Annotated in this window: 23 protein-coding genes; 13 read left to right on the forward strand and 10 right to left on the reverse strand. The window is 58.8% G+C overall.

Annotation, left to right across the window (positions count from 1 at the left end):
* Positions 1-37 precede the first annotated feature (37 nt).
* Positions 38-1,441, reverse strand: coding sequence for a glycolate oxidase subunit GlcF (gene glcF / locus ABIE13_RS05085; protein ID WP_354441738.1), 1,404 nt, complete (start codon positions 1,439-1,441; stop codon positions 38-40).
* 291 nt (positions 1,442-1,732) lie between these two features.
* Between glcF and ABIE13_RS05090 the strand changes: the two genes are divergently transcribed.
* The 5 genes from ABIE13_RS05090 (at position 1,733) to ABIE13_RS05110 (ending at position 6,677) form a co-directional block, all read left to right on the forward strand.
* A complete protein-coding gene (locus ABIE13_RS05090; RefSeq protein WP_354441740.1) occupies positions 1,733-2,416 on the forward strand; it encodes a GntR family transcriptional regulator in 684 nt (227 codons plus the stop codon).
* 218 nt (positions 2,417-2,634) lie between these two features.
* Positions 2,635-4,086, forward strand: a complete 1,452-nt coding sequence (gene leuC, locus ABIE13_RS05095) for a 3-isopropylmalate dehydratase large subunit (protein ID WP_354441742.1) — start codon at positions 2,635-2,637, stop codon at positions 4,084-4,086.
* Positions 4,086-4,757 carry a 3-isopropylmalate dehydratase small subunit gene (leuD, locus tag ABIE13_RS05100; RefSeq protein ID WP_354441743.1) on the forward strand — a complete coding sequence of 224 codons (672 nt, stop codon included), beginning with the start codon at positions 4,086-4,088 and terminating at the stop codon, positions 4,755-4,757. Before leuC ends, leuD begins: the two co-directional genes overlap by 1 nt.
* Positions 4,744-5,604, forward strand: a complete 861-nt coding sequence (locus ABIE13_RS05105; RefSeq protein ID WP_354441745.1) for an isocitrate lyase/PEP mutase family protein — start codon at positions 4,744-4,746, stop codon at positions 5,602-5,604. The genes leuD and ABIE13_RS05105 overlap by 14 nt, the downstream gene beginning before the upstream one ends.
* Positions 5,605-5,678: 74 nt before the next feature.
* Entirely contained in the window at positions 5,679-6,677 is a 999-nt protein-coding gene (locus ABIE13_RS05110; protein ID WP_354441747.1) for a Bug family tripartite tricarboxylate transporter substrate binding protein, read from the forward strand.
* Between the two features lie 34 nt (positions 6,678-6,711).
* Here ABIE13_RS05110 and ABIE13_RS05115 read toward each other — a convergent pair whose 3' ends face one another.
* On the reverse strand, positions 6,712-7,923 hold the full coding sequence (locus ABIE13_RS05115) for a CaiB/BaiF CoA transferase family protein (protein WP_354442347.1): 1,212 nt from the start codon (positions 7,921-7,923) through the stop codon (positions 6,712-6,714).
* The gene (locus ABIE13_RS05120) at positions 7,923-8,930 is read right to left on the reverse strand and encodes a Bug family tripartite tricarboxylate transporter substrate binding protein (protein WP_354441749.1); all 1,008 of its coding nucleotides are present in this window, start codon (positions 8,928-8,930) and stop codon (positions 7,923-7,925) included. The genes ABIE13_RS05115 and ABIE13_RS05120 overlap by 1 nt, the downstream gene beginning before the upstream one ends.
* 197 nt (positions 8,931-9,127) lie before the next feature.
* On the opposite strand from ABIE13_RS05120, the gene ABIE13_RS05125 reads away from it, so the two are divergent.
* Positions 9,128-10,054 (forward strand): LysR family transcriptional regulator, encoded by a 927-nt coding sequence (locus tag ABIE13_RS05125; RefSeq protein WP_354441751.1) that lies wholly within the window; start codon positions 9,128-9,130, stop codon positions 10,052-10,054.
* A gap of 69 nt (positions 10,055-10,123) precedes the next feature.
* Here ABIE13_RS05125 and ABIE13_RS05130 read toward each other — a convergent pair whose 3' ends face one another.
* The 4 genes from ABIE13_RS05130 to ABIE13_RS05145 form a co-directional block, all read right to left on the reverse strand.
* Positions 10,124-11,191 (reverse strand): dihydrodipicolinate synthase family protein, encoded by a 1,068-nt coding sequence (locus ABIE13_RS05130; RefSeq protein ID WP_354441753.1) that lies wholly within the window; start codon positions 11,189-11,191, stop codon positions 10,124-10,126.
* Positions 11,192-11,240: 49 nt separating this feature from the next.
* Positions 11,241-12,134 (reverse strand): GNAT family N-acetyltransferase, encoded by an 894-nt coding sequence (locus ABIE13_RS05135; RefSeq protein ID WP_354441755.1) that lies wholly within the window; start codon positions 12,132-12,134, stop codon positions 11,241-11,243.
* A complete protein-coding gene (locus ABIE13_RS05140) occupies positions 12,121-13,185 on the reverse strand; it encodes an NAD-dependent epimerase/dehydratase family protein (protein WP_354441756.1) in 1,065 nt (354 codons plus the stop codon). Before ABIE13_RS05140 ends, ABIE13_RS05135 begins: the two co-directional genes overlap by 14 nt.
* A 232-nt stretch (positions 13,186-13,417) precedes the next feature.
* A complete protein-coding gene (locus ABIE13_RS05145; RefSeq protein WP_354441758.1) occupies positions 13,418-14,068 on the reverse strand; it encodes a TetR/AcrR family transcriptional regulator in 651 nt (216 codons plus the stop codon).
* 238 nt (positions 14,069-14,306) lie between these two features.
* Between ABIE13_RS05145 and ABIE13_RS05150 the strand changes: the two genes are divergently transcribed.
* Genes ABIE13_RS05150 through ABIE13_RS05160 form a run of 3 tightly spaced genes read left to right on the forward strand, consistent with a single transcriptional unit; the run spans position 14,307 to position 16,973 of the window.
* Entirely contained in the window at positions 14,307-15,077 is a 771-nt protein-coding gene (locus ABIE13_RS05150) for an ABC transporter permease (RefSeq protein WP_354441759.1), read from the forward strand.
* Positions 15,078-15,114: 37 nt separating this feature from the next.
* The gene (locus ABIE13_RS05155; RefSeq protein WP_354441761.1) at positions 15,115-16,149 is read left to right on the forward strand and encodes an ABC transporter substrate-binding protein; all 1,035 of its coding nucleotides are present in this window, start codon (positions 15,115-15,117) and stop codon (positions 16,147-16,149) included.
* A complete protein-coding gene (locus ABIE13_RS05160; protein ID WP_354441763.1) occupies positions 16,146-16,973 on the forward strand; it encodes an ABC transporter ATP-binding protein in 828 nt (275 codons plus the stop codon). Before ABIE13_RS05155 ends, ABIE13_RS05160 begins: the two co-directional genes overlap by 4 nt.
* Before the next feature lie 29 nt (positions 16,974-17,002).
* Here ABIE13_RS05160 and ABIE13_RS05165 read toward each other — a convergent pair whose 3' ends face one another.
* The gene (locus tag ABIE13_RS05165; RefSeq protein WP_354441764.1) at positions 17,003-17,680 is read right to left on the reverse strand and encodes a TetR/AcrR family transcriptional regulator; all 678 of its coding nucleotides are present in this window, start codon (positions 17,678-17,680) and stop codon (positions 17,003-17,005) included.
* An 86-nt stretch (positions 17,681-17,766) separates the two neighbouring features.
* Between ABIE13_RS05165 and ABIE13_RS05170 the strand changes: the two genes are divergently transcribed.
* The 4 genes from ABIE13_RS05170 to ABIE13_RS05185 all read left to right on the forward strand — a co-directional run bounded on the left by ABIE13_RS05170 (position 17,767) and on the right by ABIE13_RS05185 (position 21,834).
* Complete coding sequence (locus ABIE13_RS05170; RefSeq protein WP_354441765.1) at positions 17,767-19,245, forward strand: enolase C-terminal domain-like protein; 1,479 nt, start codon at positions 17,767-17,769, stop codon at positions 19,243-19,245.
* A complete protein-coding gene (locus ABIE13_RS05175) occupies positions 19,235-20,665 on the forward strand; it encodes an amidase (RefSeq protein WP_354441766.1) in 1,431 nt (476 codons plus the stop codon). Before ABIE13_RS05170 ends, ABIE13_RS05175 begins: the two co-directional genes overlap by 11 nt.
* Entirely contained in the window at positions 20,662-20,787 is a 126-nt protein-coding gene (locus ABIE13_RS05180; protein ID WP_354441767.1) for a hypothetical protein, read from the forward strand. The genes ABIE13_RS05175 and ABIE13_RS05180 overlap by 4 nt, the downstream gene beginning before the upstream one ends.
* A 105-nt stretch (positions 20,788-20,892) precedes the next feature.
* Positions 20,893-21,834: an AraC family transcriptional regulator gene (locus ABIE13_RS05185; RefSeq protein ID WP_354441768.1), complete on the forward strand. Its 942-nt coding sequence runs from the start codon at positions 20,893-20,895 to the stop codon at positions 21,832-21,834.
* A gap of 21 nt (positions 21,835-21,855) precedes the next feature.
* Here the strand turns inward: ABIE13_RS05185 and ABIE13_RS05190 are convergent, their stop codons facing one another.
* Complete coding sequence (locus ABIE13_RS05190) at positions 21,856-22,836, reverse strand: D-2-hydroxyacid dehydrogenase family protein (RefSeq protein ID WP_354441770.1); 981 nt, start codon at positions 22,834-22,836, stop codon at positions 21,856-21,858.
* 87 nt (positions 22,837-22,923) lie between these two features.
* Positions 22,924-23,487 (reverse strand): VOC family protein, encoded by a 564-nt coding sequence (locus ABIE13_RS05195; RefSeq protein WP_354441772.1) that lies wholly within the window; start codon positions 23,485-23,487, stop codon positions 22,924-22,926.
* Between the last annotated feature and the right edge of the window lie 33 nt (positions 23,488-23,520).

The raw sequence follows: 23,520 nt of genomic DNA on the forward strand, positions 1-23,520 counted from the left end.
TTCAATCTCCAATCAAACTAGGGCGTGTAATCTGTAATCACCAAATGCCAACATCCGGCGCACCTTTGGCAGAGGGCTGCACAAAGGACATGACGTGTTCGTCGACAGGCGCTGCTTCAATCGCCGGTTCCAAGGCCTCCAGCTCCTGCAAGCTGACTCCGTGCAGCGCGGGTGGAACGGGACCGCCATGCGCCCAATCAAGCAACTCCACGGTATGCACAACAGGGGTGCCGCTGTACAAGCCGATTTGGGTGATGCAGCCGATGTTTCCCGCAGCAACGATCTGCGGTTCGGTGCTGGCAATATTGGCTGCCTTGCGCTGGCCGAGCTGCTCTGCGATCACAGGCTGAAAAATGTTGTATGTACCCGCAGAGCCGCAGCAAAAATGCGCTTCCGGGACGTCTTTCACAACAAACCCTGCTTCCTTCAGCAACTTCCGAGGTTCAGATGTGACGTGCTGTACGTTTCTCAGAGAACATGCGTCGTGGTAGGCCACGCGATGCCGCCTGGCTTGCGTCGGGTGCGGAAGCCGCATTTTCGTGATCCACTCCGACACGTCGAGCGCCAGCCCTGAAATCGTCGCGGCCACGTCCGCCATTTCAGGATCTTCACCCAGCAAATGGGCGTAATCCTTGACCGTCGTGCCGCAGCCCGAGGCATTGGTGACAATGGCATCCAGCCCCTCGTCAAGCAAGCGAGCCCAGGCTCTCACATTCACGCGGGCGAACGCGCGGGCAGCATCGGCCTTTCCCATGTGAAGATTGAGAGAGCCACAGCATCCGGCTTCCTCCGGCATCACCACTTCGCATCCAAACCTTGTAAGCAATCGGATGGTGGCGGCGTTGATCTGGGGCGCCATCTCCGGTTGCACGCAACCGGAAAGCAAGGCCACGCGCCAACGTCGGGTTCCTTCTGCTGGAAACACCTCTCCCAGTAACGCGTTTCCTGGTGGTGGAGATTCCTTGGGAAGCAAGTCCAATGCAGGCTTCAATCGGGCAGGCACCGGCAAACCCACTTTGGACGCCAGGCGGCCCACAGCGAGCGCGGCGCGAAACCACTGGCGGCGAGGCAGCACGAACGAAAGGACGTCCCTGGTCCATCTTTCTGCCCAAGGCCTGCGATAGTGAGACTCAATGTATTCGCGTGCCGTATCCGCCAGGTGCATATAGTCCACCTTCACAGCACAGGTCGTCATACACGACATGCAAGACAAACAGCGATCAATATGAGCCACTGTCTTCGCCGAGGGCGCTTGTCCCGACTCCAGCATGTCCTTGATCAAATCAATCCGCCCACGAGGACTATCGTTTTCGTCGTGCAAGAGCACATAGGTAGGGCATCCCGACGTACAAAATCCGAAATGCTGGCAGCTTTTGAGGATGTTGTTGGCCTCTGCGATCTGAGGATCTGCCAGTTGCGTTTCGCTGAAATTCGTCTTCATGATGGGCTGTGGGGTGACGGCTCATTCTCTGGGGTCGTACACACCGAGTCTTGGGGTTTTGCGCATCCCGATGCGGTAACTGCGCTTCACACGCGCTTTCATTGCTGGATTGAATGGCCTACAGCAACCGTACTACTGGCATTTCCCGTTTCAATCACCCATTGAAGCGAGAATTCGGTTTTGTCCACTCTGCGCCACTCTGGGTATTGCGGCATTCCATACCATTTGGCTTGAGTTCTGAATCGGACCGAGCCTTAGAATGCCGGACACTTATGTCCTACGTTCCAGCACATGGCTACCTCCTTGTCCAATTCAGAGCCTGATCAGGAGGGGTCGGCGGCCAACCGAATAGCCAGGACCCTGCGCGAACAGCTTCGCAAAGGCCGCTATGCCTCGGGCCAGCGGCTGATTGAGTCTGAACTGTGCGAAACCTTCGGCGTCAGCCGTGGGCCGGTCCGGGAGGCCCTTCGGCAACTGGTCGCGGACGGGCTGCTGACACAAGAGCACAACCGCGGCGTCCGAGTCCCCAGATTGACGCGCGCGGAAACACTAGATCTCTATAGAGTGCGTGAGGCCGTGGAATCGCTGGCGGCACGCATGGCAGCAGAGCGGATTGAACTGCCTGGCCATGCAAGGCAATTGCAGCAGCTTTCACGCGAAATGGATGAAGCGGTGGCCAAACGCGACGTTACAGCCTACGCGGGACTGAACGATCGGCTACATGCCCTGCTCGTCGAGCAGGCCGGCTCAAGTGCATTGCGCCGGATCGTTGAACAACTGAGCATTCCGGCCTTCCGCCTGCAATTTCTTCCCCTGCTCAATCCCGACCGAGCGCTTCGCTCGCACAGCGAGCATTGCCCCATCATAGAAGCGGTGCTCACCGGTCAAGCTGACGACGCTGAAGAGTCCATGCGCGCGCATATTCGCAAGTCAAGGGAAAGCCTGGAGCAGATCCCTGACGACCACTTCGGCTGACCCGCAAGCCTGACTGCACGCTCCTGTCGGCGCGCTGGTTGCGCACGATCGCTATGGCAGGACGCGTCGCCGCATTGGCATTGATCCGCTGCATCTGCAAACGTGCGTTCGCCGTCGTGGGCATCGCTTGGGTCAGACTTAGTGTCACCAATAATGTAGTACATTATTGGTGACACACCCTTTTGAAGGATGTGCGTATCGAAGTTCCCATGATCGAAATGACCTCCGCTAGAGCCCATACCCCTGCACCGGAAGCTAAAACCGCATTCCAGAAAATCTGGGATGACCACGTCGTTGAAGATCTTGGAGACGATGCTTTCCTGATTCACATCGACCGGCATTTCCTGCATGAAGTGAGTGGCGCGGTCTCGCTCAAGGAAATCGACCTTCAAGGTCGCCGAGTGCGCAACCCAGAGCTCACGTTTGGCACCGTCGACCACATGCTTGAGACCCTTCCCGGCCGGGGCATGACGACGCGCATGCCCGGCGGAAATGAATTTCTAAGGGAGTTTTCTCAACGCATCCAGCCCCATGGCATTCGATTCTTCGATCTGAAAGATCCGCGCCAGGGAATCGTGCACGTGATTGCGCCAGAGCTGGGACTGGCGCTTCCCGGGACGACATTCATCTGCGGAGACAGCCATACCTGCACCATTGGCGGCATCGGGGCATTCGCCTGGGGCGTGGGCTCCAGCGACAGCGAACACGCACTGGCGACACAGACTATCGTCACCACCAAACCGAAAACCATGCGGGTACGTTTCGAAGGCACGTTGCAGCCCGGCGTCTCGGCCAAGGACATGATTCTTCACCTCATCGGTCAATACGGAGCCAGCGGAGGCGCCGGTCACGCGATCGAGTTCGCGGGTCAGGCAGTCCGGTCGATGTCTATCGCCGGACGCATGACCTTGTGCAACATGGCCGTCGAGTTTGGAGGGCGCAGCGGCTTGATTGCGGCAGATGAAGTCACTTTCGAATATCTGAAAGGACGGGAATTCTCACCTAGAGACAAGGATTGGGATGCTGCTGTCGCGTATTGGCAAAGCCTGGCCACCGACGAGGGTGCTCAGTTCGACCGGGAATACGTGGTCGATGTCAGCAGGCTCACGCCTCAGGTCACCTGGGGAACGAGCCCCGAGCACGTCATCGGCATCCATGGGTCAGTACCGCCCACTGACGAAGTAAGGCACCCCGTCGCCCGGGACTCCAGGTTACGCGCGCTTGACTACGTCAAACTCGTGCCGGGCGAGCGGCTCGAAGGCCTCGCCATCACTGGGGCATTCATTGGATCTTGCACCAACAGCCGCCTCGAAGACTTAAGGGCGGCAGCCGAAGTATTGAAAGGACGTAAGGTCGCGCCAGGTATCACCGCCATTTGTGTTCCAGGATCTACCCAGGTCAAGCATCAAGCTGAGGCAGAAGGGCTTGATCGAATCTTCATCGATGCAGGCTTTGAATGGCGAGAGTCGGGTTGCTCCCTTTGCATGAGTGGAGCCACCGGCGGGGAGAGCTTTGCCGCAGATGCACGCGTCATCGCCTCAACGAACCGCAACTTCGAAAATCGACAAGGCCCCAACGTACGATCGCACTTGGCCAGCCCAGCCACCGTCGCCGCGTCTGCTGTCGCGGGATACATCACCGCCGCGCGGCAGTACGAGGATCTCGCCTGATGCAGCCATTCCTAGAAATCACCGGGGTTGCTGCCCCACTCCGACTGGACAACGTGGACACAGACCAGATCACGCCTGGCCGTGTAGTCACATCGGCCGTCGGAAAATCCGGATTTGGAAATGCCCTTTTCTATAACTGGCGCTACAGCGAGGATGGATCGGAAAACGCGGAGTTCGTGCTCAATCGCGAGCCCTACCGCCGTGCGAAGTTCCTGCTCGCCGGCGCTAATTTCGGCTGTGGCAGTTCGCGTGAGATTGCGGTTTGGGCCATTCGGGATTTCGGCATCAGGGCGATCATCGCCCCAAGTTTCGGTTCAATCTTTGCAAGCAACTGCTATATCAATGGCGTGCTTCCGATCACCCTAGATGCCGCTCATGTGAGCAGCCTCGCGGAAGCGATCACTGCAATCAAAGCGCAAATCAGCGTGAACCTGGAAAGACAGGAAATCAAGTCGGCTGATGGTCACGTCTATGCCTTCCATGTCCCTGCCTTGCAGCGCGAACGTTTGCTGGAAGGACTCGATGCCATAGACGCCACCCTTAAACGGAACGCGGCCATTGCAGCATTCCAGACACAGGATGCCGTGCGACGTCCTTGGGTCTACAGCCTATCCAGCCACGGACTCAACCCTTACGAGCAAGCATCTGGGAACCCTCATGCAAAAAAGTAACTTCAAGGAGCTGCTCGCAGGGCAATCCCCCCTTCTGCTTCCCGTCGCGCATGACGCCCTCTCCGCACGCCTCATTGAAAGGGCCGGGTTCAGCGCGGCAGCGATCGGCGGATTCGGATTGGTGGGCTGTCGGCTTGGTTTGCCGGACTTGGGGCTTGCCAGTTTCGGCGAGGTCAGCTGTGCGGTTCGGGATATTTCGAGCGCGGCCCGGCTACCCCTCATCGTAGATGCTGACGAAGGCTATGGCGATGTCAAGAATGTAGTTCGCACTGTAAGAACCTATGAACAAATGGGACTGTGCGCCATTGTGCTGGAAGACCAGGTCAGCCCCAAGAAGTGCGGGCACATGGCTATCGAACGAAGAGTCGTGCCGGTCATCGAAGCGGAACAGAAACTACGCGCAGCGCTGGATGCGCGTGTCGATGAACGCTTTGCCATCATCGCCCGAACGGACGCCAGGAGCATCGAAGGCCTGGAATCGGCTATTGAACGCGGACAGCGCTACGTCGCCTGTGGCGCGGACGCTCTGTTCATAGAAGCACCGACCTCCATTGAAGAACTGCGCAAAATCGGCTCAAGTTTTCAAGTGCCCCTGGTCGTCAACGCCGCAGAAGGCGGCCGCACGCCAGTCCTGACGCCTCTTGAATACAGCGAACTGGGCTTCTCCATAGTTCTGTATCCAGCGACCTTGCTGTTGCGGATGGTCGCGTCGCTGACGAATGCATTGGCCGCGCTTCGCGAAGGTCGCTTCGACGACCAGGGACGCCTGCCCGATTTTTCAATGCTCACCGACATCATGGGTACGAACACCTGGATGGAAATTGACCAGCGCTTCGGATCCAACTGAGTCGCTCGAATGTCCTGCATTACGCCATGGCTTTGGCCTACTTAGTCCCAAGACCTCTTCCTGAATGGACGATCATGAAAGAAAATTCTCTCCGCCCTGCCCGACTAATCCGCCGTGTAGGCGTCGCGGCTCTCACCATCGGCCTGGCATGCTCCTCACTCGCTTACGCAGACGCCACGACCTACCCGTCCAAGCCTGTGCGAATCCTGGTGCCTGCAGCGGCCGGGGGCGGCACAGATGCGGTCGCGCGTCTGCTAGCGGAGTTCCTGGCTTCCACCTTGAAGCAGCCCGTCACCGTTGACAACCGCCCCGGAGCCAGCGGCATCGTGGCGACAAGCATGGTGGCTCAGGCCCCAGCGGATGGCTACACACTTTTGCTGGCGCAGAACGGCCACGTGTTAAACCCAGCGCTGTTCAAGAAGTTGCCTTACAACACGAGCAAGGATTTCACTGCGATAGGCTCACTCGCTCGTACGCCTCTGGTGTTGGTCTCCTCTCATGTGACCGGCGTGAAATCACTCAGTGATCTCAAGTCTTTCGTTGCAAAGAACCCAGTCAATGGTCTGGGCGTCGGTGTGACTGAAGCAACCACCCGCATTGCGTCCGAAATGGTCCGGGTGGCAAGCGGCATTCCATTCGAGACAGTGCAGTACAAGGGCGCAGCACCTGCATTGGCCGACCTTGCCGGCGGGCACTTGAATTTTGCAGTTGCCACATATCCGTCCACACTGCCGTTCAGAGATTCGGGAAAGCTCAACTACGTGGCCGTACTTGGTCAAAAACGTGCAACGCTGGCGGCGTCGCTGCCTACTGCTTCTGAACAAGGCCTGACAGGCGTCGACGCTGCAGGCTGGTGGGGAGTGGTTGGACCGGCCAACATGCCGCAGGCCGTGGTGACAAAACTTGCAAACGCCGTTTCAGCCATGTTGGCAGATCCCCAAGTTTCAAAGAAACTGGCGGACATGTCGGCAGAGCCGTGGGAGCAAAGCCCTGAGAAATTCTCCACGTTCCTGGAGCATGAACAAACCAGCGCCGCAAAACTCGCAGCTCAAGCGGGTATCAAGCCGGAATAGCTACTCGCTACATTGAGCCCGTGCGCTTTGCTTCTCAGGCAGCGCCGCTGCTGATGCCGCGCGCCAGCAAGCTGGCCACCTCGGCCTCGGAGTAGCCTACCCCTTTCAACAATTCAGCGCTGTGCTGACCTAGACTCGGGGCCGGCATGTATCCCCCTGGCGGCGTCCCGTGCCATTCGCTCGGCACAGCGGTCTCAAATACCGGACCAACCGTCGGATGGTTTTCAGTACGGAAAAACTCGATGTCGCGAAGGTGAGGGTCTTCCAGTAGAGAATCGAATGTGTGAACCGGAAAAACGGGAATGTCGGCAGCCTTCAGCAGTGCCTGCCATTCGGCGGTGGTCTTTTGCGCCAACTCCCCTGCGACGAACTCATTCAATGAGTCTATGTTCTCCATTCGGGTTGCGATGCTGGCCAGCCGCGGATCGGTTTTCATCATCTCGCTTTTGCCGATCACCTCAAGGAATGCGGTCCAATGGTGCTCGTGGTAGATCAGGCAACATACATAGGCGTCGCGCGTGCGAAAAGGCTTTCGCGCCCGTGACAGCAGACGGGGGTAGCCTGCTTCGCCGCGGGCCGGATCGAACCGCTTGCCGTACAGATGATCACCCAAAATGGCAGGCACCATGGTCTCGAACATTGGTACGTCAATGCGTTGCCCCTGACCGGTTTGAGTTCGAGCATACAACGCGGATGCAATCACACCGAATGCATACAGGCCTACCGACCTGTCGGCGAGATTGAATGGCACGTAGCGCGGTTCTTGACCGGTGTGTGCCGCCACAATATTAGGCAGGCCCATGGCGGACTGGATCAGGTCGTCAAACGCAGGCTCTGCCGCATACCGGCCGCTTTGCGAGAACCCGAACAGGCCTACATAGATTAGACGCGGATTCACTTCAGCCAGCCGCTCATAGGTGAGCCCCAGTCGCTTCATGGCAGCGGGGCGGACGTTGTAAGTGAGGACATCTGCGCCCTCCACCAGGCGAAGCAGCGCCTCTACTCCCTCCGGCGCCTTGAGGTCGAGCACGATGCTGCGCTTGTTGCGATTCGCGCCAAGAAACAGCGGCCCTAGCAACTGCTCGCCGGCAGGGCCCGTTCTACGGGTAGAGTCCCCTTTGGGCGGTTCAACCTTGATGACGTCAGCGCCCAGGTCTGCAAGCATCTGGGTGGCCCAGGGACCCATCATGACCGCTGTGATGTCAATCACGCGCACCCCTGCGAGCGGACCAGTTGGTGCAACCATCATTGCTCTGCTATGTTGGATTTCTTCATGAACGGCACCCAGCGTGCGCGCTCGCTGCGAGCAAAAGCTTCCGCTTGCTCGGGCGTATTGCGCGGCATGATCTCACCCGCATTGCGCTCAACAAATGCCTTGACGCCAGCCGATGCCATGGCTTGATTGATGGCCGTATTGAGTCTCTGCAGAACTGCAGGTGGCATGTTGGCCGGCCCGAATATGGCATTCCACGTATAGGCCTCAAAGTCCTTCATGCCTGCCTCTTCAAAAGTAGGCACATCGGGACGGAGGGGGCTTCTTTTAGAACCAGAAATGGCAAGCAGCCGGATCTTTCCGGCCGCAGCAAGAGCGGCGCCATTGTTGAGTCCGTCGAACATCATGTCGACCCTGCCAGCCGCCACGTCCATCACCGCTGAGCCACCACCCTTGTACGGTATATGCCGCAGCTTCACTCCGGCGCTTTGTGCGAAGGCTTCACCAAGGATGTGGCTGATGGATCCATTGCCGCCTGATCCATAGGTTAGGGTGTCTGGCTCTGCTTTCGCGCGCTGGACAAATTCCGCCAATGTCTTGGCACCGTTCCCACTCACATCGAGAACCATATTGGTCTTGGCCAGCAGGGCAATCATGGTGAGGTCCTTGTCAATATTGAACGGGAGCGATTTGTAGAAGCCAACATTCATCACCAACTGCGAGCTGGTACCGAAACCGAGCAGATATCCGTCCGGAGCGGCCTGAGCCACCGCGTTGGTCGCGATCATGCCGCCAGCACCCAGACGGTTTTCAACGACAACGGGCTGACCCAAAGTCCCCGTCAACTCCTTGGCGATCTCACGAGCCAGTACGTCGTTGCCGCTGCCAACGGCAAAACTCACCAACAAGCGAATGGGCTTGTCGGGATAGACGGACTGCGCATGGGCGAGCCCACCCCACAAGAGCACTAAGCCGAGCGCGAGCGCTCTCACCACCATCGAAGAGAAGCGGACATACAAATTTCTGATCTTGGGGTGCATTGCGTCTCCTTGGGATGGCACGGGCGAGCGCCGGCGAGTCCGTGCATTGTCTGCAAGCAGGCGCACGGCGTCCAATAACGGATTCGTATTGGGTGATACGGACATTGGGATCAGGCGTCCTCCAGGGCCCAGTTGAAGCCGGGAACGCTGCAAGGATTAATATGAGGCTTTCTCTGGCTCTACCCGCATCCGCTTACATGGAAATCAATAACCGCCAGCTGACCTGGTTCATGGCTATTGCGGACACGGGCTCGTTCCGACAGGCTGCCGAGGGCCTGCACACGACCCAACCCGCTCTCAGCGTTGCCATGCAAAAACTCGAAGCCACGGTGGGAGCCCTTTTGCTGGACCGTACGCCCAAAGGCGTGGTGCTGACGCCTGCCGGCCGGATCTTGTACGAGCATGCCAGCCGTGCCCTGTCCATCATCGAGATCGGTAGACGCCAGGCGGCAGACCAAGGCGCTGGCAAACGCGGACCGCTGCGCCTGGGTTTTGTAGGGTCGGCGGCCTACTCATCGCTGCCTCGGCTGCTGTCGTATTTGACCAGCAATTGGCCAGATCTGCGGCTGGAACTTTCAGAGGGCGCGAGCTCTACCCTTCTTGACCGGTTGCGACACGAAGCACTCGACGCCTGCATTGTCCGCGAGCCCATCAAAGACGTCAGCGGCTTGACCTCCCATTGCATAGAACTAGATCGCATGGTCCTGGCGGTTCCAGCAGGCCATCCGTTGGCGCAGCACGTAAGCGTCAAGCTGGCCAAGCTTCGCGACGAGGCCTTCATTGCCTTCGCGCAAGAGAGCGTTCCCTCGCTTTCCATTCCCGTCCTTGAACTATGCTCACGTGCGGGTTTTGTTCCACGCATCGTTCAAGAAGCCATGCGCCTGCCCACCGTGGTCAGCTTGGTGGCCTGTGGGCTGGGAGTAGCACTGGTGCCAAGCGTGGCTCAGATGTACTCACATGCCCATGTTCGTTTCATTGACCTGGACGATGACGCCAGGCAAACCGAACTGCGGCTGTCGCTGGCCATCCGGCCCGATGCGCCGACTTTTGGAGTGCTTTGCCTGCTCAAAACTATAGAGGCCGTCGGAACCTTGCCCAGCACCCCGGTTATCCGCGGCAGCTGAATTTCCTCGGACGCGTCCTGATTACAGTTGCTTCACGCGCGCTGGCACAGGAGCCCAGACGACCTCGAATCAGGACAACCAACGCGCCAGGTTCTTCTGAACAAACCCGTCGTCACTCAAGTCGCCATGCTGGTGATAGACGCGATCGATCTCCTCCCGCTGGCCCTCCCCCAGCCCTTCATGCGGATCCAGGCACCATATGCCTTCAAGCAATCCCTGTCGACGCAGGACCTCATGGCAGCCGGCAATGCAGCCATGAAAATTGTTTTTCACGTCAAAGAACGCTGAATTGCAATCGGTGACGCGAGAATCGAGTGCGAGTAGTTCGTTGCTCAAACCATCGGGTCGCTCTCTTAACGCATGCTGGATCTGAGTGAACTGGTTCACGGCGCTTGCGGTCCAGACGGACCAATGCCCCAACAAGCCCCCCCGGAAACGCACGGTGACGTCACTTCCATTGCGCATGGCGGTGAATGGCATCGCGAGGTCCAGGACGATGTGGTCGTCATTGCCGGTGTACAAAAAGACGCGTTCCTCTGCACCGGCATCGACCACACCTCGCACGACATCCAGGGTGCGGTAGCGGTTGAACGGAGCCACCTTGATGGCCAGCGCGTTAGGAATGAGTGCGAACCGGCGCCAGAAATCGCTACTGACCACAGGGCCACCCACCACAGTCTGCAGGTAAAAGCCGACGATTGGCATCTCTTCGGCCACAGCTTCGCAGTGCGCAATGAGATCGTCTTCTGAGCGGTCAGCCACCGCTGCCAGGCTCAGAAGTCCAGCGTGGTAGCCCAATCCCACTGCTATGCGCGCTTCAGCCACCGCTTGTGGTGTGTCGCCACAAAGCCCCGCGACCATGACCATGGGGCGATCGGTCCACGCTTGCCGGTCTTCCGCCGCGCAACGCAGCACCGTTTCGTACAGCCCGTGTTCGCGGATGGCGAACTGGGTGGTGTGCACGCCCACTGCGAGGCCTCCCACTCCGGCGTCGACGTAATACCGTGTCAGCGCACGCTGGCGACGTCGATCGAATGCGCGGTTCTCGTCGAGCGCCAGTGGATGAGCCGGAATGACGGTGCCATTCGACAAGAGATCGAGAATAGCAGTCGGAAGGTCGGAGCGTTTTAAGGGCATGGCATCAATCCTTGAGCACGGTAGGGCGCTGAGCTGCGCGAGTCACTTGTCAGGCGAACTCAGGGCCAGCTATGGCGTGAATGAGATGGGGCTGGCCTTGCGGCAAGGTGCGTCCGGGCGGCAGCCAGGCCATCCGCGTGAAGTCGCGTTGAGGCAAAAAACCCGCTGCCTGAAGGGCCGCGGTGAACGCTGGTCCTTGTTGTGGTGCATCGATCAGTAGAGGGGTTTTCACGGCATCTACAGCCTGCTTGAGCAACTCCAGCGCATGGCCTTCATCTTCCGCAACCAGGGGACCAATGTGGTGTGCAGTGCGTCCCGCGCGAACCAGAAAAAAGCCTTGCGAGCTGTGCACAACATGCGTCGTGGGTCTATCTTGCAAGCTATTGATCAAGGCGCTCCGGCCAAAGCCCAGCACACGCCTGTCCAGCGCCACCAACGCTTGCGGGTCTGCCTGCTGATTTGCCTGTGGAGTGGGGGCGATGAAAGCCCTATCTCCGCGCGCTTCGCGTCGCCAGCGAGTGATGTGAGAGAGCGGCACGAAACCGAACTGGGTATACAGCGGCTCTCCTTGAGGAGTCGCATCCAGCATGGGCAGGTAGGCCGCCGCTTGCGCGCTGCGCAGGCAAGCTTCGAACACGCGTCGTCCCAGGCCCTGCCCCCGGACTTCAGGTAAAACAAGGATCATGCTGATCCACGCCACGCGGTGACCACTTGCATCTGCATCCATTGGTAGCACCGCGCCGCTAGCAATGATGCGGGATTGCGCGTCGCGCATGACCAGTACATGGCCACGGTCAAAGAAGAAGTACCAATCAGCCGGTACCTGGTTCCAGTGGCTCTCTATCACCAGCCGATTGAGCATTTCCAGGTCGTCTGGCCTCAACTCAGTGAGCCGCTCAACCGATTGATCGCCCGTTGGTGCGCAGGCCTCAGTATTTTCCATCGCGGGCTTCGAACTTGGTGGGCTTGCCGAACGAGCGCTGTGCCCGTGAGACCCAGTCCGCGACCCACTCGATCTGACGCTGCATTGGCACGTGAGGGTAGCCAAAAAGTCGCTCTGCCTGCCCGGTGTTCATCAGCCAGGCAGTGGGCGCTTCTTCACCCGTGATCAGGGCGGGCTTGCTGAAGCGCCGCGCAAACTCCTGCGCAAGCCAACGAATCGATGTGGTCTCAGGACCGCTCACGTTGATGGGTGAGGTGGGTACCGTGGCTGCTGCCAGGCAGCGCAGCGCCTGGGCATTCGCATCTCCTTGCCAGATTACATTGACGTGCCCCATAGTCACATCGACAGGCTCACCCTGCCAGACCTTGGTGGCCACGTCAGCCAACACGCCATAACGCAAATCGATGGCATAGCTCAGTCGGAACAAGCGGCCTGGAGTTCCATGCTGTTGGGAAAAGTAATCAAACATGCGCTCCCGCCCTACGCAGGAGTTCGCGTACTCTCCGGGCGGGTCTGGGGGCAACTGCTCGTTTGCGCCCTGACTGTTGACGGGCACAAAGGGGTAAACGCAAGCGGTGGAAAACACCACGATGCGCGATCCCGAAAATGCCTGGGCAACCAGAGCTGGAACATACGTATTCATGGCCCATGTCAGGGCGTGGTTGGCGTCGGCACCGAACTTCCGGCCAGCCATGAACACTACGTTGCGACATATTGGGAGTGTGGCGATAGCGGAGGGGTCCAGCAGATCGCAAGCAATGGTCTCAACACCTTGCGACTCCAGTGATTCACGCATTCCCGGATCACTGAACCGGGCCACCGCAATGACTCGCCTGCCTGGCATGGCATTTTTTGCCAGCCGCGCCAGAGTAGGCCCCATCTTGCCGCCTGCGCCCAGGATCATGAGGTCGCCATCCACAGCTGCCATGTCACGCACCAGGGCACGCGATGGCGTGGCGAGGTAGCTCTCCAGCGCTTCTTCATCGTCGAAGGCTTCAGGAAAGGGCATCTCGTCAAGAAAGGGGCCGGAGAACGTGGTATTCGAGTTCATGGGAAAGGATGAGAAAGCTGACGTGTTGGGATGATAGGAGTGGTGTTCATCGGTGTCAACCAAATAGTTGATTTTTGAAATCACACACATTCGGCTCAGTGAGAAGACTCTGAAGAACGCATTCGGCACTCGATAACATGGACCACACGACTTCTCCGGGAAGTCTCCTCCCATCGTGTCCGCCGTGTATGAACTGGAGGGCCAGGGGCTGCCTTGACGACTCCAAGCACAGTCAGCATGAAGGCCTCGCCTTCTCTTGAGGCAGCTCGAGGCACAGGGCGTGCATCGCGAATGCGATGACATGGCTCCTGCGCGCAGCCAGTGCTGAGCGCGTGCGCAAGGATTTGCTGAAGATGGCAGACAGCGTATGGTTGTTGGAGAAGTAAAAATAGGACAAGGCAGCAATGGAGATGTAGACCTGGATCGGGTCGCTGTGCGACCTGAACACGCCGCTGCGCACCCCCCGCTCCAATGTCTCACCAATCATGTCTATGAGTGGCGAATGCATCTTGCGAAAGCGCTTGGAAGTCTTCATGTGACTACCCATGTGGCGGTTCTCGTCGGCCAGCAGGGCGATGAATTCGGGGTGTTGCTGCAAGTGGTCAAACGAAAACCCCACCAACTTCTCCATGGCCTCCCGAGGTTCCAGCGCCTCCAACGACAAAGTACGTTCCCTTTCGCGAATCTCGGTGTACACCTTTTCCAGCGCAGCTTCGTACAGGTCCTGTTTGCTGCCGAAGTAGTGGTAGACCAGTTGCTTGTTAACCCCTGCTTCCCTGGCGATCTCATCCACGCGGGCGCCTGCGAACCCCTTGCGGGAGAACTCCGCCACCGCCGCCGTAACCAGCGCACCTCTTGCGCCCAGGTGTTCTTCGATTTTCATGGCCTCTCTCAGAAATCAACCATGCAGTTGATAATTCATTCTAGTCCCAGAACTGCTGCCATGGTGAATGCCATAACCCCGGGAAAGCCACTAGGCCCAATTTTCAACTGAATAGTTGACTTTTAAGAATCCGCCTCATAAACTGGCTTTCAGGGTCGAGGAATGAGCCTTGGTCTTCTGAGGGTGACGCGCTACCCAGCCTCTGACACGCTGAGCGAGCCGAACGGGAAAAAATCAGATGAATTGGTCATTGAAGATGGGCAAGCGGTACATGCCCACAGTGCTGATATTCGCTTTTCTGCTCTTGGCCTGGCAGCTGGTAGTGAGCGTGTTCGGCGTGCGCGAGTACATCCTCCCTAGCCCGGCTTCCGTGCTCAACGCCATCACTAACAGCGAGATTCCCTGGGGTAGCCATATGCTGGTCACGGCCACTGAGGTGGTGGGCGGCTTCCTGCTAGCGGCAGTGGTAGGTGTTCTGCTGGGCACAGCAATCGCATGGTCTGACACAGCTGCGCGCGCATTGATGCCGTTTCTTGTATTCGTCAATACGTTGCCCAAGGTGGCGATCGCCCCACTCATCCTGCTATGGTTCGGTTACGGCCTCGTGCCTAACCTCCTGATAGGTGCATTGATTGGCTTTTTCTCAGTCGTGATCAACACCGCAGCCGGCCTGAGCCAGATTGACCAGGACATGCTCGACCTGGGCCGCGTGTTCAATGCGCCCAAGTGGCGGGTGTTCGTGAAGATCCGTATTCCCAATGCCTACCCGTACATCCTGAGTGCGCTCAAGATCACCGCCACCTCCGCCGTAGTAGGCGCGATCCTTGGAGAGTTCGTGGCATCACAAGCGGGTCTGGGTTACGTGATCATCACCTCGCAAAGCACCATGAATACGCCGGTGGCCTTTGCGGCCATTGCATTTGTCTCCATCATTGGCTTGTCGCTCTTTGGCATTGTTTCCCTGTTGGCCCGCGTGCTCGCACCATGGGCGGTCGACGGCGGACGCTGAACTTCTCGTGTTCCATACCCACCCCGAAGGAGCTCTCTTGAAAGACCATGTCAAACCCCGGTTCACGATGCGTTGGCTAGCGCTAGCCCTTTCCTCCCTTTTGCCCTTGATAGGCACTTCAGTCACGGCGCAGCCGGCCAAGACACCGATCAAGCTCGCGATCAACTGGTTCCCTACCGGTGACCACGGCCCATACTATGTGGCGCAGGACAAAGGCTACTTCGACAAGAACGGCCTGGTTGTTTCCATCGAGAACTCCAAAGGCTCGGGTGACGCGGTGGCCAAAGCCGACACCGATCGAGCTGATATAGCGATCGCCGACACCTCCGTGGTGCTGGCGGCTATTGCACGCGGCGCCAAGGTGAAGATCGTAGGCATGATCTTCGATGAGACGCCACAGAACGTCTTCAGCCGCAAGGACGCACCCATGCGCGAACCGAAAGACATGGTGGGCAAATCGATTGGCGCCCCCCCTGGCGATAGCCAGCGCATGGCGTGGCCCGCATTCGCACGCAAGAACGGCATCGATCCTGCCTCGGTGACCTGGATCAATATCGAACCCACTGCCAAGGTGGCGGCATTGGCTACGAAACGCGTAGATGGAGTGGCCGATCTCATCACTGGCCAGCCAAACTTCGAGAAAGCCATGGGCGCCGGTGAAGTCGTTGAAATGCCGTGGGCAAAGTTTGGGTACAACATGTACAGCATGGCCTTCGTGGTGAGCGAGAAAACGCTGGCCGAACGACCAGAGATCATCCGAAAATTTCTGCAAGCTGCATACCAGGGTTGGAGCGATGTCATGGTCGACCGCGAACCTTCGCTGGCGATCTACAAGAAGCGCGTGCCCGAGATCGATGTAGATTTTGTCCGTCGCAACACGGCTATGGGCATCGAACTCATGCGCACCCAGCGCTATAAGGACCATGGGTTGGGCTGGATCGACGAGAAGAAAATGTGCGAATCCACCGAGACCGCCAACACCTATATGGGGCTAGCCCGTAAAGTCGATTGCACCACGGTCTACACCAACAAGCTCCTGCCCAAAGTTGCGCTGCCACTTCCCGTCAAATGAACCATACGAGCCCCCCGTCCCCCTTCATCGAGATAGATGACGTCCACATGGTCTACCAGGCTGAAAGCGGTCCTGTGGAAGCCCTGCGTGGCATCAACCTGTCGATCAACCGGGGGGAGTTTGTTTCGCTGGTGGGGCCCAGCGGGTGTGGCAAGTCCACACTTTTGCGGTGCATCGCGGGGCTGCGGCCAGTCACGGGCGGACGCATCGTCGTAGACGGCGCCCCTGTAGTCAAACCGATTCCGAAGGTCGGCATGGTGTTCCAGACCGCCATCATGTTGAAGTGGCGCACTGTGCTGGACAACGTCCTGCTGCCCACCGAGTTGTATGGCCTGAAACCGGCCGATTTCCGCGACCGCGCGCACGATCTGCTCAAACTCGTTGGCCTCGGCGACTTCGCCAAGAAGCGCCCTGGAGAGCTCTCTGGTGGCATGCAACAAAGAGCCTCGCTGTGCCGGGCCTTGATTCTGGACCCACCCATTTTGCTAATGGACGAGCCCTTTGGCGCGTTGGACGCCATGACGCGCGACGAGATGAACCTGGAGTTGCTGCGTATCTGGGGTGAGCAGCGCATCAGCGAAGGAGCGGAGCGCAAGACTGTGATCTTCGTGACGCACTCCATTCCCGAAGCATGCTTCCTGTCTGACCGGGTTGTAGTGATGTCCCCACGCCCAGGCCGTGTGGCGTCCATCAAGCCCGTACAACTGCCTCGCCCGCGCACGGTTGCCACGCGAGTCTCTCCCGAGCTGGGACGCATGACGCTCGAACTCTACAACGACTTGACCCAGAAGAACCTGGAAACCATGCCGCAAACGGTGTCGTAATGATCGGCCAGAGCGCGGTGCCGAATTCTTCAGGGCCTCAGGCCGGCGAGGGCAAATTCCACCACGTGCTTGCGGTAAGCCTCCTCGACCTCCTTGCTCGAGAGATTGCGCCCGAAATTCGAAGACAGGGTGGCGCGGTTCGAGAAAAAGAAATAGGACATTCCGGCGATGGAAATGTAGAGGTTCAAGGGATCGATCCCCCGGCGAAACTTCTGCTGGGCCACACCGCGCTTGAGCGCCTGGCGGATCAACTCGATCAACGGCGAGTTCATACCCTGAATGGTCTTGGAAGCCTGGATGTGTTGCGCGCCGATGGCGTTCTCATGGTTGAGCATGCCGATGAATTCGGGGTGCAAGGCCAGGTAGTCGAACGAAAACGACACCAGGGAGCGCATGGCCGCCTCGGGTTCCTCTTCCTCGAGATGCAGGTTTTTCTCCAGCTCACGAATGTCGCCGTACACCGCTTCCAGAGCGGCGGCGTACAGGCCTTCCTTATTGCCGAAATAGTAGTAGATCAGCTGCTTGTTGACTCCGGAACGTTCCGCAATCTCGTTGACCCGGGCGCCAGCAGCGCCCTTGCTCGAGAACTCCTGCCGCGCCGCGGCGAGGATCGCGTTCTTGGCCGACGCCGGATCGGCATCGGCCTTGCTGGAGTCGACCGTGCGCCGAGCGGACGGTTCGCGTTTGACGTTGCGTTGGGTTGCCATGCACGGCGATTATGCCGCCAGTGCCGATACAAAAAAACGTTTGGTTGAATTTTGACAAGACAACACCAAGCTCCAAGGAAACTCACATGACCACTGAAAACCGGCTGCGTGTTCACGAGGTAGAGGTACGGGAGTGGCCATACCGCCTGCGCTTGCCCTTCCGCTTCGGCAACGTCACCAAGACCCATGGCCGGCAAGTGGTGCTACGCGCCCGGGTTTCTATCGGTGGCGGGCCCAGCGCCTGGGGTTGCGCGGCCGAATGCTTGAGCGCGAAGTGGTTCGACAAGAATCCCAGCCTCTCCGATGACGACAACTACGACCAGCTGCGGTGGTCCATCGAGGCCGCGGTTCGGCACTACACCTCCCAGGACGAGAACACGGCGTTTGGCCATGCCATGGTGGCCTATGGCAACCTGATCGAGGAAGCGCATCGCCACTCGCTGGGTCCTCTGATCGCGGGTTTTGGTGCTGCGCTACTGGACCGCTGCGTGATCGACGCATTGGGTAAGTTGCGGGGGATGCCATTCAGTGCGTTGATGCAAGGCAATCTGGTGGGCATGCAGACCACGCAGTGGACGCCGGACTTACAGGGTATTGATCTCGGTCATTTTCTGGGTACTCTCTCCCCACAGCGCGAGCTTCTTCTGCGTCACACGGTGGGACTGGTTGATGCAATCACGCCCCTGGATCAAGCTCCGGGCAGCGCGGTAAACGACGGCCTTCCCGAGACCTTGGAAGAGGTGGTTGCCGTTTACCGACAGCGCTATTTCAAGATCAAGGTCGGCGGCCGACTGGGCCCAGACCTGGAGCGGCTCGAGGCCATCGCTTCGGTGCTTGACACCTTGCCTCATGCCTATCACGTGACGCTCGACGGCAACGAGCAGTTCCAAGCCGTCGAACCCTTGATGGAATTCTTGGCCACCATGTCCAAGGCACCTCGTCTGCGTCGCTTTTTCCAATCACTGCTCTGGATTGAGCAGCCGCTTGCCCGACATGTGGCCCTGCAGGCAAGTGTGAAGGCCATCGATGCGATATGCCCTGTGATCATTGACGAATCCGATGTAGATATTCAGGCGTTTCCGACGGCTATTGCATTGGGCTATCGTGGAGTCTCCAGCAAGATCTGCAAAGGACTGTACAAATCGCTCATCAATCGGGCTCGCTGTGAGGTGCGCAACGCGTCCAATCCACAAGGCAAGCTGTTCATGTCGGCCGAAGACTTGACCACACTGCCAGGCATTTCCCTGCAACAGGACCTGGCGCTGGTGAGCTTATTGGGTTTAGTCCATGTAGAGAAAAATGCCCACCACTTTGTGGACGGCATGCGTGGCCGCCCTGAAGCGGAACAACGCCGCTTCGTGCAAGCCCATCCTGATCTTTACCGGCTCGACACTTTGCCCGATGGTGAGCGCATCGCACGATTGATCCTGAATGAAGGCGGGGTACAGCTAGGCTCGCTAGACGGCCCTGGCTTTGCCTGCGCCGCCGAGCCAGATTGGGAGAGCCTCCCACCATCCCCTCCTTCTCGTTGGCCCGATATCCTGAAGGAATCCCATGTCCGATGATTTCAGTGCCATCGATGACGCCCGCATACCCTGGCTGTCTGCGACCGAACTGCTAGGCCTGTACCGCTCCCATACGCTGTCGCCCGTCGACGTGACGCGTTGTGTGTTGGCTCGCGCAGAGCGCTCACAGACCTCGCTAAATGCCTTCTGCTTGCTGGATGCGCCTGCGGCCCTAGAAGCCGCAGCAGCCTCCGAACAGCGATGGCAACGCAACGAACCCATGGGCCTGCTCGATGGCGTTCCGGTCTCCATCAAGGACATCGTGCTCACGAAACACTGGCCTACGCTGCGTGGCTCGCGCACCATATCGCCAGCCCAAGCCTGGCTGGACGACGCCCCCTCGGTCGCGCGGCTGCGCGAACATGGCGCCGTGATTTTCGGCAAGACGACCACGCCTGAGTTTGCTGTGGGCGCAGTGACGCGCAGCCCGCTGACCGGCGTAACGCGCAGCCCCTGGGGCTCAGACTACACGCCAGGTGGAAGCAGCGGCGGCGCAGGAGCGGCTGTGGCAGCCGGCATCGGCCCGCTGGCGGTGGCCACCGATGCAGGAGGCTCGATCCGGGTCCCGTCCAGCTTCTGTGGAATTTTCGGCTTCAAGCCAAGCGGAGGCCGTGTACCCGCCTACCCTCCAACACCCTACGCGAGCTTGGCCAGTATCGGCCCGATGAGCCGTACAGTGCAAGACGCCGCACTGATGTTGACTGTGATCAGTGAACCCGATCCGCGCGACTGGGGGGCATTGCCACTCGACCCGGTGCCCTACCACGCCTCGCTGGAGCGCAGCTTCGACGGGCTTAGGATCGCCTGGAGCCCGACACTGGGCTACGCTCGTGTGGACCCGGAAGTTCAGGCGCTGTGTGAGCAAGCAGCTGCAGTTTTCCGTGAGATGGGGGCGCAGGTGACCATGGTGGACGCCGTGTTTGATAACCCACTGCCCCTGATCGAACGCTTTAAGGACGGCCTGACGCATTTCGCATTCCAGTCCTTTGATGAAGATCGCCTGGCGCTGATGGACGAACGCCTCGCAAGCTCCATCCGCCACAGCCGGAAATCGGTGTCGGTGACGGATCACCTCGCGGTTGAATCGCAGCGTGCGGCTTTCGGCGCTCGAATGAACGCCTTTCACCAAACCTACGATCTGCTGCTCACGCCGACAGTGGCCGTCGCACCGTTCTCAGCCGAGCTGACCCAGCCGGCCGGATACGCCGACTCCTCCGAGTGGTACCCCTTCACGCCGCCGTTCAATTTCTCCCGGCAGCCTGCAGCCAGCGTCCCCTGTGGCTTTACCCGCTCAGGTCTGCCTGTAGGTTTGCAGATAGTGGGTCCGGCGTATGCCGACCTGCTCGTGCTGCAAGCCGCACACGGATTCGAGTGTGCACGCCCCTGGCGGCAGGTGCGCCCGGTTGCCTGGACTTCATGACTCTCGCGCTTTGCAACGAAGTGCTGGCCCACTTGTCCTTCGAGCGGCAGTGCATGCTGGCCGCCGAACTGGGCTACCAAGGGTTGGAGATCGCGCCCTTCACACTCGCGCCTGCCCCCTGAAAGCCCGACCTCCTCCCAGGATTGCCCTGTGGACAGGTTCACGCGCCTGCGGTATACCTCAATCTGGCGTAGATTGGTCAAAGGTTGATGCATCGGAGGCGTGCAGTGGAAATAGTGAAAGTCGACATGGGGGCGCTGGGCAAGCGAGAACGCCCTGATTCGTGGCGATCCATTTGCAGCAAGATGATTCACACAGTGGAGGTTTCCGGAACCGTTCTGGACTCTTTCTCTGCAGAAATGACCGTTAGAAAGCACGACATCATGTCTTGCGGCCTTTTCTGGAGCCAACCGCACCGAGTGCGCTGGGGCCGGGCCCAACTGTCAGACCCTGGTGATCCAAGCTATCTCGTCAGTTGGCAGATCGAAGGTGAAGCGCATATAGAGCATGGTAGACAGCGGCTGGTTCAATCGGCGGGCAGCGTCGCCATTGTGGATGCCCGGCAAGCGACGAGTGTGACCTTCCCCGTGGAGGTCAGGCGCATCGTGGCCAGACTGCCAGCTAGAACGCTTGAGCTAAGAATGCCGCAGTTGCTGACATCTCACCTGCAGGTTTTTCAACCTTCTGGTCCGTTCGCTCCTACCCTTTTTTCCTATCTCAGCGAGCTCTCACGGGAAGCCACCACCCTGGTTCCCTCAGACGTAGAAGCCCTTGTGGAAAACGTCTGCAATTTGCTGAAGGTAACCTTCGGCCGCACAGATGCCCCCTGCGATGCCCGGGAGCTCAGACGCCAGGCCTTGGTCCGCTATCTACGCAAACATGCTTGTGATCCGGCGATCTCTCTGGACCAGGCGGCCGCGCAGCTCAATATGTCGCGGCGCCTGGTGCAGCAGCTACTGCAGGGCATGAATACGAGCTTCACGCAGTTCATCCTTGACCAGAGGCTGAGCTCGGTCGAATCTCAGCTGGCAGGTGCAGAAGGCGTTTCGATCTCTCAAATCGCCTACAGCAACGGATTCAACGACATCTCCCACTTCAATCATCTGTTCAAGCGCAGGTTCGGAGTTGCACCGTCCGATTACCGCGAACACTCGCGCCAGCCAAAGTAACCCCACGGCCGAAACTAAAGGCTAGAGCGTCTGCGGATTCAGGACATTCTTGGGATGGCCTGCAAAAAAGTCCACCACGTTTTGAAATGCTGAGCCAAAGTAAAGCTCATAGCCTTTTTGTTCGACGTAGCCAAGATGGGGAGTCGCCACCACGTTGTCGGCCATCAAGCCCAACTCGTCGGTGCTCGCGGGTTCTGTCTCGAAGACGTCAAGGGCTGCACCACCCGGCCGGCCGGCAGCGAGGGCTCGCTGAATTGCCCCAGTCTCGAGCAATTCGGCCCGACTGGTGTTCACCAGCAAGGAGGTAGGCTTCATCAACGCGAGGTCAGCCGCGCTGACAATGCCTCTGGTGGCATCGTTCAAGCGAAGGTGCAGCGTCAACACATCCGCTTGCGCAAAGAAATGTTCCTTGGTATCAGCGGCTTGGTGGCCGTCCTGCTGGGCTTGCGCTCTGCTCGCCTCACGCCCCCAGACAAGAACATTCATGCCAAATGCTTTGCCATAGTGGGCAATCAAACGGCCGATCTTCCCGTAGCCCCAGATACCCAAGGTGTCGCCCTTGAGTGTCCGGCCAATTCCGTCGTACTGAGACTCATCGGACGAGCGCTGCCAGCGACCTGCCTTCATCTGCGCTGCGTACTGCGGAATCCGGCGGTAGGCCGCCATGATCAGGGCCCACGTCAGCTCGGCAGGAGCGGTTGGATCCCCCACACCTTCGACTATCGTGATGCCCAAGCTCGTAGCGGCGGCCACATCTATATGGCCACTGACCTTGCCTGTTTGGGAGATAAGCTTCAGATCAGGAAGTTTTCTGAGAAGCTCTGCGGAAAAACTGGTTCGCTCGCGAATAAGCACAACGGCGTCGAAGCCACGCAAGGCTTCAACGAGGGCCTCGTCGTTCAGCGATTGCGTCAGAACATGAACCTCATGACCTGCCAGCAACTGATGGCACTCCAGCCTGGAGACTGCACTTTGATAGTCGTCGAGAACCGCAATTTTCATAAATCCTCCTTAGGGAGTACTGCAAAATCCTGTGTGAGGATAAGGGAAAACGGGGGAACGTTTCCAGTGCAGCTCTCCTGTAGGACTTTATGAAGGCGCAGAGCCTGCATCGAGGCGCCGGACAGGTTCAGACGGGAATTCCGGCAAGGCATAAGGGTACCAATAGTCCGGCGGGAGTCTTTTTGACCCCGGCCCACGACGGCTGAGTTCCATGACCACCTTCAGCGGACCATCTGTTTGCACGTAGACGAAGTCGATATCCCGCTCGGTCATTCTTCCTTCCATCAGCGGAGGACAACCTCTTTTTCGGAATTCTTCCACTGCCGCATCGAAGTCGCGGCCATCGTAGTCGATGAGAACGTGATGAACTCCTTCGCCGTGTTCCTCCAGGAATTCCCGGTAGATGGACCGACCTTCCAGCGGCTGGATGATTTCCCAGCGAAAGCCTTTGGTCCACGCAATGGCCAAACGCATGCTGTAGGGCGTCTCGACCCCTCTGACCCGCATATTGCTCAAATTGTGCGGGCCGTAGGTCCATACCGCCCAGGGACCAATTCCGGACTTTTCGACAAAATTCCTGATGGTTTCATCGCAGTTCTCTACGACCATGCAGACCTGCTGAATGCCCGTGGCTAGTGGATCGATTTTCATCTTGAATGAGCTTGAATGAGCTTGAATGGATGG

It is taken from the genome of Ottowia thiooxydans (genome assembly GCF_040548795.1).
GTDB lineage: Bacteria > Pseudomonadota > Gammaproteobacteria > Burkholderiales > Burkholderiaceae_C > Ottowia > Ottowia thiooxydans_A.

Bases quoted from the DNA above. Each gene is read 5' to 3' on its own strand.
- ABIE13_RS05135 (WP_354441755.1), bottom strand. From the start codon at position 12,134: ATGGAAAATACTGAGGCCTGCGCACCAACGGGCGATCAATCGGTTGAG.
- ABIE13_RS05110 (WP_354441747.1), top strand. From the start codon at position 5,679: ATGAAAGAAAATTCTCTCCGCCCTGCCCGACTAATCCGCCGTGTAGGC.
- ABIE13_RS05115 (WP_354442347.1), bottom strand. From the start codon at position 7,923: ATGGTTGCACCAACTGGTCCGCTCGCAGGGGTGCGCGTGATTGACATC.
- ABIE13_RS05150 (WP_354441759.1), top strand. From the start codon at position 14,307: ATGAATTGGTCATTGAAGATGGGCAAGCGGTACATGCCCACAGTGCTG.
- ABIE13_RS05130 (WP_354441753.1), bottom strand. From the start codon at position 11,191: ATGCCCTTAAAACGCTCCGACCTTCCGACTGCTATTCTCGATCTCTTG.
- ABIE13_RS05195 (WP_354441772.1), bottom strand. From the start codon at position 23,487: ATGAAAATCGATCCACTAGCCACGGGCATTCAGCAGGTCTGCATGGTC.
- ABIE13_RS05145 (WP_354441758.1), bottom strand. From the start codon at position 14,068: ATGAAAATCGAAGAACACCTGGGCGCAAGAGGTGCGCTGGTTACGGCG.
- ABIE13_RS05175 (WP_354441766.1), top strand. From the start codon at position 19,235: ATGTCCGATGATTTCAGTGCCATCGATGACGCCCGCATACCCTGGCTG.
- ABIE13_RS05165 (WP_354441764.1), bottom strand. From the start codon at position 17,680: ATGGCAACCCAACGCAACGTCAAACGCGAACCGTCCGCTCGGCGCACG.
- ABIE13_RS05190 (WP_354441770.1), bottom strand. From the start codon at position 22,836: ATGAAAATTGCGGTTCTCGACGACTATCAAAGTGCAGTCTCCAGGCTG.
- ABIE13_RS05105 (WP_354441745.1), top strand. From the start codon at position 4,744: ATGCAAAAAAGTAACTTCAAGGAGCTGCTCGCAGGGCAATCCCCCCTT.
- ABIE13_RS05125 (WP_354441751.1), top strand. From the start codon at position 9,128: ATGGAAATCAATAACCGCCAGCTGACCTGGTTCATGGCTATTGCGGAC.
- ABIE13_RS05140 (WP_354441756.1), bottom strand. From the start codon at position 13,185: ATGAACTCGAATACCACGTTCTCCGGCCCCTTTCTTGACGAGATGCCC.
- glcF (WP_354441738.1), bottom strand. From the start codon at position 1,441: ATGAAGACGAATTTCAGCGAAACGCAACTGGCAGATCCTCAGATCGCA.
- ABIE13_RS05090 (WP_354441740.1), top strand. From the start codon at position 1,733: ATGGCTACCTCCTTGTCCAATTCAGAGCCTGATCAGGAGGGGTCGGCG.
- ABIE13_RS05170 (WP_354441765.1), top strand. From the start codon at position 17,767: ATGACCACTGAAAACCGGCTGCGTGTTCACGAGGTAGAGGTACGGGAG.
- leuC (WP_354441742.1), top strand. From the start codon at position 2,635: ATGACCTCCGCTAGAGCCCATACCCCTGCACCGGAAGCTAAAACCGCA.
- ABIE13_RS05160 (WP_354441763.1), top strand. From the start codon at position 16,146: ATGAACCATACGAGCCCCCCGTCCCCCTTCATCGAGATAGATGACGTC.
- ABIE13_RS05120 (WP_354441749.1), bottom strand. From the start codon at position 8,930: ATGCACCCCAAGATCAGAAATTTGTATGTCCGCTTCTCTTCGATGGTG.
- ABIE13_RS05180 (WP_354441767.1), top strand. From the start codon at position 20,662: ATGACTCTCGCGCTTTGCAACGAAGTGCTGGCCCACTTGTCCTTCGAG.
- leuD (WP_354441743.1), top strand. From the start codon at position 4,086: ATGCAGCCATTCCTAGAAATCACCGGGGTTGCTGCCCCACTCCGACTG.